The sequence below is a fragment of the Pantoea sp. Cy-640 genome (assembly GCF_011752635.1).
Taxonomy (GTDB): domain Bacteria; phylum Pseudomonadota; class Gammaproteobacteria; order Enterobacterales; family Enterobacteriaceae; genus Pantoea; species Pantoea dispersa.
The window spans coordinates 41036-54619 of record NZ_VWXB01000013.1 but is presented as its reverse complement, the minus strand read 5'-3'; the positions used below and the strand labels follow the sequence as shown (position 1 = coordinate 54619).

The window sequence follows — 13584 nt, the reverse complement described above, 5'->3', positions numbered from 1 at the left end:
ACACCTCAGAAGAGATGGAGCGCAACATGGCACAGGCACTACTCAAAACCGTCGTCGACAATGCACATCCTGCCCAGCGCCATGGCGACAAAGTGCTGTCGGTGCAGGGGCTGTGCAAAGCCTTCGGTGATAACCGCGTGCTGGATGATGTCAGTTTCGATCTGCATGCGGGCGAGCTGGTGGCGGTAATCGGCCGCTCGGGCGCGGGCAAATCGACCCTGCTGCATATGCTGAACGGCACCATTGCCAGTAGCGAAGGCGCGATTCTCAGCATGCGTCACGGCGAGGCGGACCGCGATGTGGTGACGCTCAACAGCCGGCAGATGCGCGAATGGCGCAGCGAGTGCGGCATGATCTTTCAGGACTTCTGCCTGGTGCCGCGCCTCGACGTGCTGACCAATGTGCTGCTGGGCCGGCTCAGCCAGACCTCAACGCTGAAATCCTTTTTCAAAATCTTCTCCGACACAGACCGTGCGCAGGCCATTGAACTGCTGCAGTGGATGAACATGCTGCCGCAGGCGCTGCAGCGGGCGGAGAATCTGTCCGGCGGCCAGATGCAGCGCGTCGCCATCTGCCGCGCGCTGATGCAGCGCCCGAAAATCCTGCTGGCCGACGAGCCGGTGGCGTCGCTCGATCCCAAAAATACCAAACGCATCATGGATGTGCTGCGCCAGGTGAGCGAGCAGGGCATCAGCGTGATGGTCAACCTGCACTCGATTGAACTGGTGCAGCAGTATTGCACCCGGGTGATCGGCATCCAGCGCGGCAAAGTGCTGTTTGACGGCCATCCTGCTCAGTTGACCGACAGCCTGCTGCATGCGCTGTACGGCGACGAAATTAACCAGCTCCACTAACTCCCACGGCAAGAGAAAATCTCACAATGAAACTGACTGCTTTAGCTTTACTGACAGGCGCTCTGATGGCTTTTGGCGTTAACGCAGCGGATGCACCGAAACAGCTGAACCTGGGAATTCTGGGCGGGCAGAACGCCACCCAGCAGATTGGCGATAACCAGTGTGTGAAAACCTTCTTCGACAAAGAGCTGGGCGTGGATACGCAACTGCGCAACTCGTCTGACTATGCCGGCGTGATTCAGGGGCTGCTGGGCAACAAGATCGATATGGTGCTGAGCATGTCGCCGGCCTCTTACGCCTCGGTCTATCTGCAAAACCCGAAGGCCGTGGATATCGTCGGTATCGTGGTGGACGACAAAGATGGCTCGAAAGGCTACCACTCGGTGGTGATCGTTAAAGCTGACAGCCCGTATAAGAAGCTGGAAGATCTGAAAGGTAAATCGTTTGGCATGGCCGATCCGGATTCGACCTCCGGCTTCCTGATGCCCAATCAGGCCTTTAAGAAAGCGTTTGGCGGTACGGTGGATGATAAGTACAACAACACCTTCTCCAGCGTGACGTTTTCCGGTGGCCACGAGCAGGACATCCTCGGCGTGCTGAACGGCCAGTTCGACGGCGCGGTGACCTGGACGTCGCTGATTGGCGATTACAACAGTGGCTATACCTCGGGGGCCTTTGGTCGCCTGATTCGTATGGATCACCCGGATCTGATGAAGCAGATCCGCATCATCTGGCAGTCGCCGCTGATTCCTAACGGCCCGATTCTGGTGAGTAATAACCTGCCCGCTGACTTCAAAGCGAAAGTGGTGGCCGCGATCAAAAAGCTGGATAAAGAAGATCACAGCTGCTTTGTTAAAGCGGTGGGCGGTGCCCAGCACATCGGCGCCGCCAGCGTCGCGGATTACCAGAATATCATCGATATGAAGCGCGACCTGATGAAGGGTGCACGCGGGTAACCGCTCAGGGCAACGCGTGGCAAGGTGCGCATCAATGCGCACCTTGCCACGCAGACAATATTGTAGGGTCGCCATTTATGGCGACCTGATTACCCTGCCGGCATCAACAAAGGATCTCTCCCTTGACCGATTTCGAACACTACTACCAACGTATTCGCCGCCAGCAAAAGCGCGACACGCTGCTGTGGTCGCTGCTGCTGGTGGCGCTTTATCTCGCGGCCGGCAACGTGGCGGAATTCAACCTGGTCACGGTCTGGCAATCGCTGCCTCACTTCTTTGACTACATCGGCGCGACGCTGCCGGTGCTGCACCTGCCGCTGCTGTTCGCGGACGTCAAAACCGAAGGTTCGCTGGCTTACTGGGGCTATCGCCTGCACTTTCAGCTGCCGCTGATCTGGGAAACCCTGCAGCTGGCGCTGTCCTCCACCCTGATTGCAGTGCTAATCGCCGCCGTGCTGGCGTTTTTCGCCGCTGATAACACCCAGACGCCGCGCAGCCTGCGCATGGCGATTCGCGCCTTTGTTGCCTTCCTGCGCACCATGCCGGAGTTGGCGTGGGCGGTAATGTTCGTAATGGCGTTCGGCATCGGTGCCATCCCCGGCTTTCTGGCGCTGGCGCTGCACACCATCGGCAGTCTGACCAAACTGTTCTACGAATCGATTGAGAGCGCCTCCGATAAACCGGTGCGCGGTCTCGCCGCCTGTGGTGCCAGCAAGCTGCAGCGTATGCGCTTCGCCTTCTGGCCGCAGGTGAAACCGACCTTTCTCTCCTACAGCTTTATGCGGCTGGAAATTAACTTCCGCTCCTCCACCATCCTCGGGCTGGTGGGCGCAGGCGGCATCGGTCAGGAGCTGATGACCAACATCAAACTGGATCGCTACGATCAGGTCAGCATGACGCTGCTGCTGATCATCGTGGTGGTGTCGCTGCTGGATACGCTATCCGGCTGGCTGCGCCGCCGTGTGGTAGAAGGAGACGTAAAATGATCGCCTTAGCGCCCGACGTGGCGAAACTGAAACAGCAGCATGCTGCACTGTTTGCCGCGCAACATCGTTACCTGCGGCGCATCGCGCTGATTGCGCTGGCGCTGGTGCTCTACTATCTGTTCTTCTTCAGCGTGTTCGGCATCGACTGGCAGCGCTTTGTCATCGGCTGCCAGCAGCTCGGACGCTATTTCCTGCGCATGTTCGTCTGGCAGGATTTCGTCAACTGGCCGTTTGGCTACTATTTCTCGCAGGTCGGCATCACGCTGGCTATCGTGTTTGCCGGCACGCTCACCGCCACCGTCATCGCGCTGCCGGTCTCCTTTCTGGCGGCGCGCAATGTGATGCACGATCCGCTGACGCGGCCGATATCGCTGCTGGTGCGCCGGCTGCTGGATGTGCTGCGCGGCATCGACATGGCCATCTGGGGATTGATCTTCGTGCGGGCGGTAGGCATGGGGCCGCTGGCCGGGGTGCTGGCGATTGTGATGCAGGACATCGGCCTGCTGGGCAAGCTGTATGCCGAAGGGCATGAAGCGGTTGAACGCTCACCCAGTCGCGGCCTGAGCGCAGTGGGGGCCAACAGCCTGCAAAAACACCGTTACGGCATTTTTACCCAATCGTTTCCCACCTTTCTCGCGCTGAGTCTGTATCAGATTGAGTCCAACACCCGCTCGGCGGCGGTGCTGGGCTTTGTCGGCGCCGGTGGCGTCGGGCTGGTCTACGCCGAAAACATGCGCCTGTGGAACTGGGATGTGGTGATGTTCCTCACCGTGATTCTGGTGGTCGTGGTGATGGTGATGGACGCCATCTCCAGCCGGCTGCGTAAACGCTACATCACCGGGAAAGGGGTGCCGCTGTGGCAGCCTGCCGCGCGCGACTGAGCCGTTCGCTGCGCTGCCAGGCGCGCTCCAGCGCCTGCACCAGCTGCGCCTGCTGCCAGGGTTTCGCCAGCCGTTCACACAGCGGTAGCGTCACCGGCGTCTGGCGCAGATCCTGACCGCTGATCAGCAGGGTGGCCAGCTGTGGCCACTGCTGCTGCGCCTGACGAATCACATCCGCACCGTTCAGGGCGCCCGGCAGCATCAGGTCACTGATCAGCAGATCGATATCCGGTGTCTGGCGCAGCAGCGTCAGCGCGCTCTCGCCATCGGCACACTCCAGCGTCAGATAACCCAGCTGATGCAGATGTTCGCACAGCGTCTGGCGCACCGCCGGCTCGTCATCCAGCACCAGTATCAGGCGATCGCGGCTGGCACGCGGCGTCAGCATCGGCGCGCTCACCAGCGGCTGCGCGGCTTCCGGCGCGCGCGGCAGCAGCAGACGCACCGTGGTGCCCTGGCCCGGCGCGGTCTCCAGTTCGATCTGTCCGCCGGACTGGCGCACAAATCCGTACACCATCGACAGCCCCAGCCCGCTGCCGCTGCCGGTGGCTTTGGTGGTAAAGAAGGGTTCAAACACCTGTTCCCGCACCTCGGCGGACATGCCGCAGCCGTGGTCAATCACTTCAATGGTAACGCGGTCGCGCTTGCCATCGGCCTCCTGAATTCGCTGATTCCAGATGCGCAGGCGGATTTCGCCGCTCTGGCGCTCCATGGCATCGCGCGCGTTCACCACCAGATTCATCAGGGCGTTCTCCAGCTGGCCGGCATCAATCCACGCCGGCCAGCCGGGGCGCTGCGCATCCACCACCAGATGCTGGCCGGGCAGCAGGGAGTGCTGCAGCAGCGACTGCAAATTTTCCACCAGCTCCACCACCGCAACGGCACGCGGATAAAGCGCCTGTTTGCGTGAGAAGGCCAGCAGGCGCTGCGTCAGCTGTGCGGCACGATCGGCGGCCAGCCGCGCGCGCTCAATGCGGCTGGCCAGCGTGCCGGGCGGCAGCTGATCGACGGTCAGCGCCAGGCTGCCGATGATCACCGCCAGCAAATTATTGAAATCGTGCGCCAGGCCGCCGGTCAGCTGACCGACCGCTTTCATCTTTTGGCTGTGCAGCAGTGCCGCTTCCAGCGCCTTACGCGAGGTGCGCTCCAGCACCGTGTTGACCATGCCGCGCCGCGGCACCGGGCTGAAGCGCAGTTCCAGCGTGCGGCCATCCGGTAACCTGACTTCCTGCGCGTCGTGCAGGCTGCTGAGCTGCACATCGACGCGATCGAGCAAACGCTGATAGTGCATGCCGCGATGCAGCTCGCGCGGCGCGAAGCCCAGCAGTTCAGCGTACTGCGCATTCCACACCACCAGCTGACCGCTGTTATCAAACAGCGCGAAGCCGTCGCGCATGGCGAGGAAGGTCGATTCCAGCTGGTTGCTTTTCTCTTTCAGCAGCTGCGAGGTGTGCGCCAGCGAAGCGGTATTGCGGGCGAACACGTTAAAGGCGCGCGCCAGATCGCCCAGCTCATCGCGCCGTGCCAGGCCGGGCACGCTGACGCTTTTCTCCCCCTGCGCCAGCCGCGTCATGGCGTGCGCGATGGCGGTAAGGCTGGAACCGAGATTGCGGTAGATGTAGTAACCGGCGTAACCGGTAATCAGCAGCGCCAGTAGCATAAACAGACCGATGAAACCGATGATTGAATCCAGTTCCTGATGGGCGGTGGCGCTGCGCGCATCGCTCTGCTGCGCTACCAGCTGAACGTAGTGGGTGATGTCTTCGTTGAGCATCGCCACCAGCGCCTTGATGCGATACGTGGCGTAGGCGATGGCGATGTCACTCTGTTCCAGCTGACCGGCCACCGGCAGCAGCTGCTGGCTGGTGCTGACCAGCCGCGCGCGCTGCATCGCCAGCACGCCCTGCAGCGGCAGCGCAGACCAGATCGGCAGCACGCTGTTGAGCTGTTGCACGGCGGCCTGCGGCGTGGCGGACTGAATTGCCACGGTTAACAGCGCGGCCGTCTGCTGGCGCAGCGGCAGAAACGCACCGTCGCTGGCCAGCAGGTCGATACGGTTGAGCAGCAGCTGTGCCTGCCACAGGCCGCTGAGCATCACGTTACGCTGTAAATGGCGCTGATGCCCCTCCAGCAGCAGCTGGCTGATGCTTTGCTCCAGCATCTGGCTGCGCTCGCGGATGCGTGCCAGCAGCGCCGGCTGCTGTGCGGCCAGCGGCGCGCTGGCCAGCTGACTCAGCGACTGCTGCAGCGCCTGCTGAGTCTGCTGCAGACGCGCCGATTCGCTCTGGTATTCGAGCGCGCCCACCACCTGCGCCAGCCGCACCGCGGCGATGGCGACGTTGGCCGTATCACGCGCCAGCGCCAGGCTGCCGTTCATATCGGCCAGCGTTTGTGCCTGTGCCTGCTCCTGAATGTGACCGGCGTGGCGAAAACCGAAAATAGCCACCAGGCTCACCGCCAGCGTAACGCTCACCACCAGCAGGTTAAACATCAGCAGGCGCCCGCGCGCGCCGGCGTGCCAGTGCAGACTGTGACTCATTGCTGCCGCTCCTTACCGCTCAACTCCGGCGAGTATAGAAGCGCGGCCGGAGCGCAATATGACAAATATGAACGGCGTCTGACATTTTCCATTTATCTGGCGTTGCTTAACTCGCGGCTATCCACTGGCAGCAGGAGCCTGAAGATGGCGGCGACACCGATATTAGAAATGCGGGCAATTACCCGGCGCTTCGGCAGTTTCTATGCGCTGAAAGGCGTCGACCTGACGGTCTGGCCGGGTGAAGTGCACGCGCTGATGGGCGAAAACGGTGCCGGTAAAAGTACCTTAATGAAGATTCTGGCCGGCGCGTATACCGCCAGCAGCGGGGAAATTCTTATCGATGGTCAACCCTACACCATCCGGGGCCCGAAAGAGGCGCTGGCGGCAGGGATCACCCTGATTTATCAGGAAATCAACCTGGCGCCGAATCTGACGGTGGCAGAGAACATCTTTCTCGGCAGTGAAATTTCCCGTGGCGGGCTGGTGAAGCGTCGCCAGATGGCGGAAGAAGCGCAGCAGGTGATTAACCGCCTTGGCGCGCAGTTCAGCGCCACCGATCTGGTGAGCCGCCTGAGCATCGCCGAGCAGCAGCAGGTGGAAATTGCCCGCGCGCTACATCGCAACAGCCGCATCCTGGTGATGGACGAACCCACTGCTGCGCTCTCGAATCGCGAAACCGAACAGCTGTTTGCGCTAATCAAACGCCTGCGCAGCGAAGGCATGGCGATCATCTACATCAGCCACCGCATGGCGGAAGTGTATGAACTCTCCGATCGCGTCAGCGTGCTGCGCGACGGCCAGTACGTCGGCAGCCTGACGCGCGAACAGCTGAACGCCAGCGAACTGGTGCGCATGATGGTCGGCCGTCCGCTCAGCGATCTGTTCAACAAAGATCGCGCCATTAGCTTCGGCGAAATTCGCCTGGCGGTAAATCATCTGACCGACAACCGCAAAGTGCATCCCTGCAGCCTGGCGGTACGTGCCGGGGAGATTGTCGGGCTGGCCGGGCTGGTCGGTGCCGGCCGCAGCGAGCTGGCGCAGCTGATTTTTGGTGTGCATCAGCCAGCCGGCGGGGAAATCTGGATCGACGGTGAAAAAGTGCAGATTCACTCGCCGCGAGACGCCATTGCGCGCGGCATCGGTTTCCTGACCGAAAACCGCAAAGAGCAGGGACTGTTTCTGGAACTGGCGGCGCAGGAAAACATCGTGATGGCCACACTTGAGCGCGATGCCAGCTACGGCCTGCTTAACCGGCGCAAAGGGCAGAAGATCGCCAGCGAGGCGATTCAATCACTGAATATCCGCGTGCCGCACGCCCAGGTGCGCGCTGGCGGCTTATCCGGCGGCAACCAGCAGAAGCTGCTGATTTCGCGCTGGGTATCAATAGCCCCGCGCATCCTGATTCTGGATGAGCCGACGCGCGGCGTGGATGTCGGCGCCAAGAGTGAAATCTACCGCATGATGAACCAGATGGCGCAGCAGGGCGTGGCAATTTTGATGATCTCCAGCGAGCTGCCGGAAGTGGTGGGCATGAGCGACCGCGTGTACGTGATGCGCGAAGGCACCATCGCCGGCGAGCTGAGCGGCGAGCAGATTAGCCAGGAAAACATAATGACACTGGCCACCGGCGCGCAGCCGGTCCAGGCCTGAGGAGACGGGAATGACCAGTGAAACCGCACGCGTAAAAAGTCCAACGCTAAAACGTGCGTTGATGAGTGACCTGCTGCAAACCGTGGGTATCTTGCCGATTCTGATCCTGATCGTGGCGGTATTTGGTTTTGTCGCCCCGAACTTTTTTACCGAAGCTAACCTGCTGAATATCACGCGTCAGGCCTCCATCAACATTGTGCTGGCGGCGGGCATGACGTTTGTCATTCTCACCGGCGGCATTGACCTGTCGGTTGGCTCAATGCTGGGTACCACGGCGGTGGTGGCGATGGTGGTGTCGCTCGATCCGGCGTTTGCCGGGCTGACCATCCCCGCCGCGCTCGGAGCCGGGCTGATCATGGGGCTGTTCAACGGCATTCTGGTCGCCTGGGCGGGCCTGCCGCCGTTTATCGTCACGCTGGGCACCTATACCGCGCTGCGCGGGGCGGCCTATCTGCTGGCTAACGGCACCACGGTGATCAATTCGGACATCAACTTTGAGTGGATAGGCAACGGTTATCTCGGCCCGATTCCGTGGCTGATTATCATTGCCTTTGCGGTGATTGCGCTGTGCTGGTTTATTTTGCGCCGCACCACGCTTGGCGTGCACATCTATGCGGTGGGCGGCAACATGCAGGCAGCGCGCCTGACCGGCATCAAAGTGGGTGCGGTGCTGGTGTTTGTCTATGCCATGAGCGGCCTGCTGTCCGGGCTGGGTGGCCTGATGAGCGCATCGCGGTTGTATAGCGCTAACGGCAACCTTGGTGTGGGCTATGAGCTGGACGCGATCGCCGCGGTGATTCTTGGCGGTACCAGCTTTGTCGGCGGCATTGGCACCATTACCGGCACGCTGATTGGCGCGCTGATTATCGCCACGCTGAACAACGGTATGACGCTGATGGGCGTGTCGTACTTCTGGCAGCTGGTGATTAAGGGCGGGGTGATCATTATTGCGGTGCTGATCGATAAGTACCGTACGCGGCATCACGTAGGGTGAGGGGCGGGCCTGGCTTTGGCCCTCACCCCAACCCTCTCCCGCTTGCGGGAGAGGGGGCAGCCCGGAGAGAAGAGGTAACTCACGTACTTCACCTGAACACCACGCAGAACGGTGCCCACTCCCGCGGGCGGGAGAGGGCCAGGGTGAGGGCAAAGGCAATCAGGGCATAAAACCAAAAAAGCAGGAGAACATCGACTATGCGTTTTAATCCGATTATCACCGGACTGCTGGCCGCGACGCTGTTCAGTGCGCCATTTGTGCAGGCCAAAGAACTGAAATCCATCGGCGTGACGGTGGGCGATCTGGCTAACCCGTTCTTCGTCCAGATCACCAAAGGGGCGGAGCTCAAGGCGCGCCAGCTGGCGGGCGATAAGGTCAACGTGACGCTGGTCTCCAGCGGCTACGATCTTGGCCAGCAGGTGGCGCAGATTGACAACTTCATTGCCGCTAAAGTGGACATGATCATCCTCAACGCCGCCGACTCCAAAGGCATCGCGCCGGCGGTGAAGCGCGCGCGTGATGCCGGCATCGTGGTGGTGGCGGTGGACGTGGCCGCGGACGGTGCCAATGCCACCATCACCTCTGACAACACCCAGGCCGGGGCCATGGCCTGTAAATACATCTCCGACCGCCTGAAAGCCAAAGGCAACGTGGTCATCATCAACGGACCACCGGTGTCAGCGGTGCAGAACCGCGTGGAAGGCTGCATGAATGAGCTGAAAACCCACCCGGATATCAAACTGCTCTCTTACAACCAGAACGCCAAGGGCAGTCGCGAAGGCGGACTGGAAGTGATGACCGGCCTGCTGTCGGCCAATCCGAAGATTGATGCCGTGTTCGCCATCAACGATCCTACCGCTATCGGTGCCGATCTGGCGGCGAAACAGGCGCAGCGTAGCGAATTCTTTATCGTCGGCGTCGATGGATCGCCAGACGGCGAAGAGGCGCTGAAGCGCAAAGGCTCGCTGTTTGTCGCGACACCTGCCCAGGACCCGCAGGTGATGGCGGCCAAAGCGGTTGAGATTGGCTATGACATCCTGCAGGGCAAACCAGCGCCGGATAAGCCGGTGCTGATTCCGGTAACGCTGATCGATCGTAACAATGTCAGCAGCTACAAAGGCTGGACGGTGAAATAAGCCACACGGGCGTCGCGGTGCACACTGCGCGCCGCCACGCCCGCCGGAGACGCAGCTATGCAACGTTCCGAAGTAAACGCTATTTTGCAACTGACCCGCGAATTCTTTCTGCGGCAGGATGTGCATCTGCCGCCGTGGGCCGATTACGGTCTCAGCCAGTGGCGCGCGCTGGACACCTCAGCCGCTGCCGAACTGCTGGCGCTGCACCTCGGCTGGGATGTCACCAGTTTTGGTGCCGATGATTTCAGCCAGACCGGCCTGACGCTGTTTACCCTGCGCAACGGTTCACGCGGCGGACAGCCGTGGGGCAAACCGTATGCGGAGAAGATCATGCACGTGCGCGAAGGGCAGGTGACGCCGATGCATTATCATCCGAAAAAAATGGAAGACATTATCAACCGCGGCGGTGGCAACCTGATCGTCACGCTACACAATCGCGACGGCGATCGGCTGGCGGATTCGCCGGTACAGGTCACGCTGGATGGCATCTGCCAGACCCATGCCGCCGGTTCCCAACTGCGGCTGTCACCGGGCGAGAGCGTCACGTTACTGCCCGGTGTCTGGCACAGCTTCTGGGGCGAAACCGGCTACGGCGATGTGCTGGTGGGCGAAGTCTCCATGCCCAATGACGATGAGCACGACAACGTCTTTCTTACCCCGCTGGCGCGCTTTAATCCGATTGATGAGGATGAAGCGCCGCGCTGGCTGCTGGGTAACGAATATCACCGCTGGCTGGCATAACAGGAGTGTTCCATGGCACTGATCTCTCTGGCGCAGGGCATCGCCCATGCGCAGCAGCACGGTTACGCGCTCGGCGCGTTCAACGTTCTCGATACCCACTTTCTGCGCGCGCTGTTCCATGCGGCGGAGCAGCAGCGTTCGCCGTTTATCATCAACATTGCCGAGGTGCATTTTAAATACGTCAGCCTGGAACCGCTGATCGCCGCTATCCGTGCCGAAGCGGCGCTGCACGCCATCCCGGTGGTGCTCAACCTCGATCATGGCCTGCATTTTGATGCGGTGATGCAGGCGATTCGCCTCGGCTTCACCTCGGTAATGTTCGATGGTTCAACCCTGAGCTATGACGAGAACATTCGCCAGACGCGGGAAGTGGTGAAGATGTGCCACGCGCTGGGCATTTCGGTCGAGGCTGAGCTGGGCGCCGTGGGCGGCGATGAGGGGGGCGCGCTGTTTGGCGAAGCGGACAGCAATAAATTCACCGACCCGGCGCTCGCGGCGGAATTTGTCCAGGCAACCGGCATCGACTGCCTCGCCGTGGCCATCGGCAACGCGCACGGCAAATACAAAGGCGAGCCAAAGCTTGATTTTGACCGTCTGGCGGCGATTCGCGCGGCGGCCGGCATTCCGCTGGTGCTGCACGGTGGTTCCGGCATCAGCGACGCCGATTTCCGCCGCGCCATCAGCCTCGGCATCCACAAAATTAACTTCTACACCGGCATGTCGCAGGCGGCGCTCGGGGCGATTGAAACGCAAATCACCCAGCGCGACGCGTGCTATGACTCTTTCGCCGAACTGTTAATGGCGGTTGAACGCGACATCGCCAGCGTTGTTGCCCAGCAGATGCAGGTGTTTGGCAGCGCCGGGAGGGCCTGACATGGCAGCACGCAACGGCATTCTGGCGGCGGGTAATATGCTGGTGGATCACGTGCAGCGTATCAGCCACTGGCCAGAACAGGGCTGGCTGGCGGAGATTAGCCACAGCGAGAAATGCAGCGGCGGTGCGGCGCTGAATGTGCTGTTTACCCTGGCGCGCATGCAGGTCGGTCTGCCGCTGGCCGCCGTGGGGATGCTGGGCGAGGACAGCGACGGCGATTACCTGCTGCAGCTGCTGGATGAACACCATGTGGATCGTCAGCACGTGCAGCGCACCGGTGCGGCAGCCACGGCGATGACGCAGGTGATGACCGCGCCGGACGGTCAGCGCACCTTTTTTCACGCACGCGGGGCCAATGCGCAGCTCGATGTGGCGCACTTCGCTCACCTCGCCACCGCGCACCGCATCTTCCACCTCGGCTATCTGCTGTTACTGGATAAGCTCGACCAGCCCGATGCGCAGTACGGTACCCGCAGCGCGCGGCTGCTGGCGGAGATGCAGCAGCGCGGCTATCTCACCTCGCTCGATCTGGTTTCGCGCGCCGGCGAGTATCAGGCGCTGGTGAAGCCGGCACTGCGCTGGCTCGATTATCTGGTGATTAACGAACTGGAAGCGCAGGCGCTCACCGGCATCGAGCTGCGCAGCAGTGGCACGCTGGCGTCACCGGCGGCGTTTGCTGCGGCGGCACGCTGGCTGCTGGCGCAGGGCGTGCGCCAGCGCGTGGTAATTCATGCACCGGAAGGCGCCTGGGGCCAGCAGTCAGCGGGCGACGGCCTGTGGCAGCCCGCCTGGTGCTTAGCGGCAGAGGAGATTGTCGGCAGCGTTGGGGCGGGCGACGCCTTCTGCGCCGGCGTGCTGTACGCCAGCCATCAGAACTACAGCCTGCAGCAGACGTTAAAGCTGGCCCATACCTGCGCCAGCTTTAATCTGCATGCGGCCAACGCGCTGGACGGCATCCGGCCACTAAGCGAGATGCAGCGCTGGATGGATCAGGCGATTTGCGTTTCGCGCGCCGCGGCGGACGGGCGCATCACATCGGCGGAAAAAACATAGCCCAGTCCGCGAATGGTGCGGATCAGGATCGGCTGATGCGGATTAGCCTCGATTTTGCGTCTGAGGCGCATGATCAGCACATCAATGGTGCGATCGAACACGTCGAGGCTCTCGCTGTGGGTCAGCTCCAGCAGTTGGTCGCGCGTCAGAACCTTACGCGCGTGGCCGACCAGCGCGCGCAGCAGGCTGTATTCGCCTTGGGTGAGCGGTACGCTTTCACGCTGCGGATTGAACAGCTGACAACGCACATCATCCAGCCGCCAGCCATTAAACTGCCAGCCGTCATCAATCACCGTTTCCGGCTGCGCCAGTCGCCCGCAGCGGCGTAGCGCCGCACGGGCCCGCGCCACCACCACGCGGGGATTAAAGGGTTTGGCGATATAGTCGTCGGCGCCCATCTCCAGCCCAACCACCATATCGGCTTCCGATCCCATGCCGGTCAGCATGATCACCAGCAGCTCAGGGCGCTGACGCTGCATCTGCTGTAATACCATCAGGCCGTTGGTATCGGGCAGCATCATATCCAGCATCACCAGGGAGATTTCCGGATGCTGCGCCAGCAGCGCCAGGGCGTCGCGCCCCTGATGGCAGCTATAAACGGTAAACACATGTTCGCTCAGCACATCGTGCAGCAATTCGCAGATGGCACGATCATCATCAACGACCAGAATCGCGGGCTTCATTGCACTGCCTCTTTTGTTGCGAAAGGGTTAAACGCAGTGTAACCCGGCGTTTTTAAGCTGCTGAAACGCACAGCAGAAACGTGAGCGCCATCGCCTGGCAGAGTGTGAAAGCGTGCGTTACCGCAATATTTCACCCCCGGCTGCGCACGGCGGGAAAACGTTTGCGCGCAGGTGGTGCAATGCACCATAATCGCGCCTCGTTCTGGTTCAGAATTTTCTTAGCCGCAACGGCACGCT

12 protein-coding genes are annotated in these 13584 nt (G+C 61.4%); 10 read left to right on the top strand and 2 right to left on the bottom strand.

Annotated elements, in window-relative coordinates; all coding sequences use genetic code 11:
• The first annotated feature begins 26 nt into the window (after nt 1-26).
• From phnC to phnE (F3J36_RS23075), 4 genes are all read left to right on the top strand, one after another.
• Entirely contained in the window at nt 27-854 is an 828-nt protein-coding gene (gene phnC, locus F3J36_RS23090; RefSeq protein WP_021509805.1) for a phosphonate ABC transporter ATP-binding protein, read from the top strand.
• A 26-nt stretch (nt 855-880) separates the two neighbouring features.
• A complete protein-coding gene (gene phnD / locus F3J36_RS23085) occupies nt 881-1810 on the top strand; it encodes a phosphonate ABC transporter substrate-binding protein (RefSeq protein ID WP_166720683.1) in 930 nt (309 codons plus the stop codon).
• 122 nt (nt 1811-1932) lie between these two features.
• Nucleotides 1933-2796, top strand: coding sequence for a phosphonate ABC transporter, permease protein PhnE (gene phnE / locus F3J36_RS23080; protein WP_058757354.1), 864 nt, complete (start codon nt 1933-1935; stop codon nt 2794-2796).
• Nucleotides 2793-3677 carry a phosphonate ABC transporter, permease protein PhnE gene (gene phnE, locus F3J36_RS23075; RefSeq protein WP_166720682.1) on the top strand — a complete coding sequence of 295 codons (885 nt, stop codon included), beginning with the start codon at nt 2793-2795 and terminating at the stop codon, nt 3675-3677. Before phnE (F3J36_RS23080) ends, phnE (F3J36_RS23075) begins: the two co-directional genes overlap by 4 nt.
• Here the strand turns inward: phnE (F3J36_RS23075) and F3J36_RS23070 are convergent.
• Nucleotides 3631-6216 carry an ATP-binding protein gene (locus F3J36_RS23070; protein WP_166720681.1) on the bottom strand — a complete coding sequence of 862 codons (2586 nt, stop codon included), beginning with the start codon at nt 6214-6216 and terminating at the stop codon, nt 3631-3633. The genes phnE (F3J36_RS23075) and F3J36_RS23070 overlap by 47 nt on opposite strands.
• 144 nt (nt 6217-6360) lie before the next feature.
• Between F3J36_RS23070 and F3J36_RS23065 the strand changes: the two genes are divergently transcribed.
• The 6 genes from F3J36_RS23065 (at nt 6361) to F3J36_RS23040 (ending at nt 12664) form a co-directional block, all read left to right on the top strand.
• Entirely contained in the window at nt 6361-7866 is a 1506-nt protein-coding gene (locus F3J36_RS23065; protein WP_150361628.1) for a sugar ABC transporter ATP-binding protein, read from the top strand.
• A 10-nt stretch (nt 7867-7876) separates the two neighbouring features.
• Entirely contained in the window at nt 7877-8860 is a 984-nt protein-coding gene (locus F3J36_RS23060) for a COG4158 family protein (protein WP_021509811.1), read from the top strand.
• Nucleotides 8861-9057: 197 nt separating this feature from the next.
• Nucleotides 9058-9996, top strand: coding sequence for an ABC transporter substrate-binding protein (locus tag F3J36_RS23055; RefSeq protein WP_058757358.1), 939 nt, complete (start codon nt 9058-9060; stop codon nt 9994-9996).
• 57 nt (nt 9997-10053) lie between these two features.
• Complete coding sequence (locus tag F3J36_RS23050) at nt 10054-10737, top strand: D-lyxose/D-mannose family sugar isomerase (protein ID WP_166720680.1); 684 nt, start codon at nt 10054-10056, stop codon at nt 10735-10737.
• Nucleotides 10738-10749: 12 nt separating this feature from the next.
• On the top strand, nt 10750-11610 hold the full coding sequence (locus F3J36_RS23045) for a ketose 1,6-bisphosphate aldolase (protein WP_166720679.1): 861 nt from the start codon (nt 10750-10752) through the stop codon (nt 11608-11610).
• A 1-nt stretch (nt 11611) separates the two neighbouring features.
• Entirely contained in the window at nt 11612-12664 is a 1053-nt protein-coding gene (locus F3J36_RS23040) for a carbohydrate kinase family protein (RefSeq protein ID WP_166720678.1), read from the top strand.
• Here the strand turns inward: F3J36_RS23040 and F3J36_RS23035 are convergent.
• Nucleotides 12601-13347: a response regulator gene (locus F3J36_RS23035; RefSeq protein ID WP_166720677.1), complete on the bottom strand. Its 747-nt coding sequence runs from the start codon at nt 13345-13347 to the stop codon at nt 12601-12603. The two genes, F3J36_RS23040 and F3J36_RS23035, sit on opposite strands and share 64 nt — an antisense overlap.
• Nucleotides 13348-13584: the final 237 nt, after the last annotated feature.

Excerpts from the sequence above, each read along its gene's own strand:
- F3J36_RS23035 (WP_166720677.1), bottom strand. The coding sequence starts at position 13,347 with ATGAAGCCCGCGATTCTGGTCGTTGATGATGATCGTGCCATCTGCGAA.
- F3J36_RS23065 (WP_150361628.1), top strand. The coding sequence starts at position 6,361 with ATGGCGGCGACACCGATATTAGAAATGCGGGCAATTACCCGGCGCTTC.
- F3J36_RS23055 (WP_058757358.1), top strand. The coding sequence starts at position 9,058 with ATGCGTTTTAATCCGATTATCACCGGACTGCTGGCCGCGACGCTGTTC.
- phnE (WP_166720682.1), top strand. The coding sequence starts at position 2,793 with ATGATCGCCTTAGCGCCCGACGTGGCGAAACTGAAACAGCAGCATGCT.
- phnC (WP_021509805.1), top strand. The coding sequence starts at position 27 with ATGGCACAGGCACTACTCAAAACCGTCGTCGACAATGCACATCCTGCC.
- F3J36_RS23060 (WP_021509811.1), top strand. The coding sequence starts at position 7,877 with ATGACCAGTGAAACCGCACGCGTAAAAAGTCCAACGCTAAAACGTGCG.
- F3J36_RS23045 (WP_166720679.1), top strand. The coding sequence starts at position 10,750 with ATGGCACTGATCTCTCTGGCGCAGGGCATCGCCCATGCGCAGCAGCAC.
- phnD (WP_166720683.1), top strand. The coding sequence starts at position 881 with ATGAAACTGACTGCTTTAGCTTTACTGACAGGCGCTCTGATGGCTTTT.
- F3J36_RS23070 (WP_166720681.1), bottom strand. The coding sequence starts at position 6,216 with ATGAGTCACAGTCTGCACTGGCACGCCGGCGCGCGCGGGCGCCTGCTG.
- F3J36_RS23050 (WP_166720680.1), top strand. The coding sequence starts at position 10,054 with ATGCAACGTTCCGAAGTAAACGCTATTTTGCAACTGACCCGCGAATTC.
- F3J36_RS23040 (WP_166720678.1), top strand. The coding sequence starts at position 11,612 with ATGGCAGCACGCAACGGCATTCTGGCGGCGGGTAATATGCTGGTGGAT.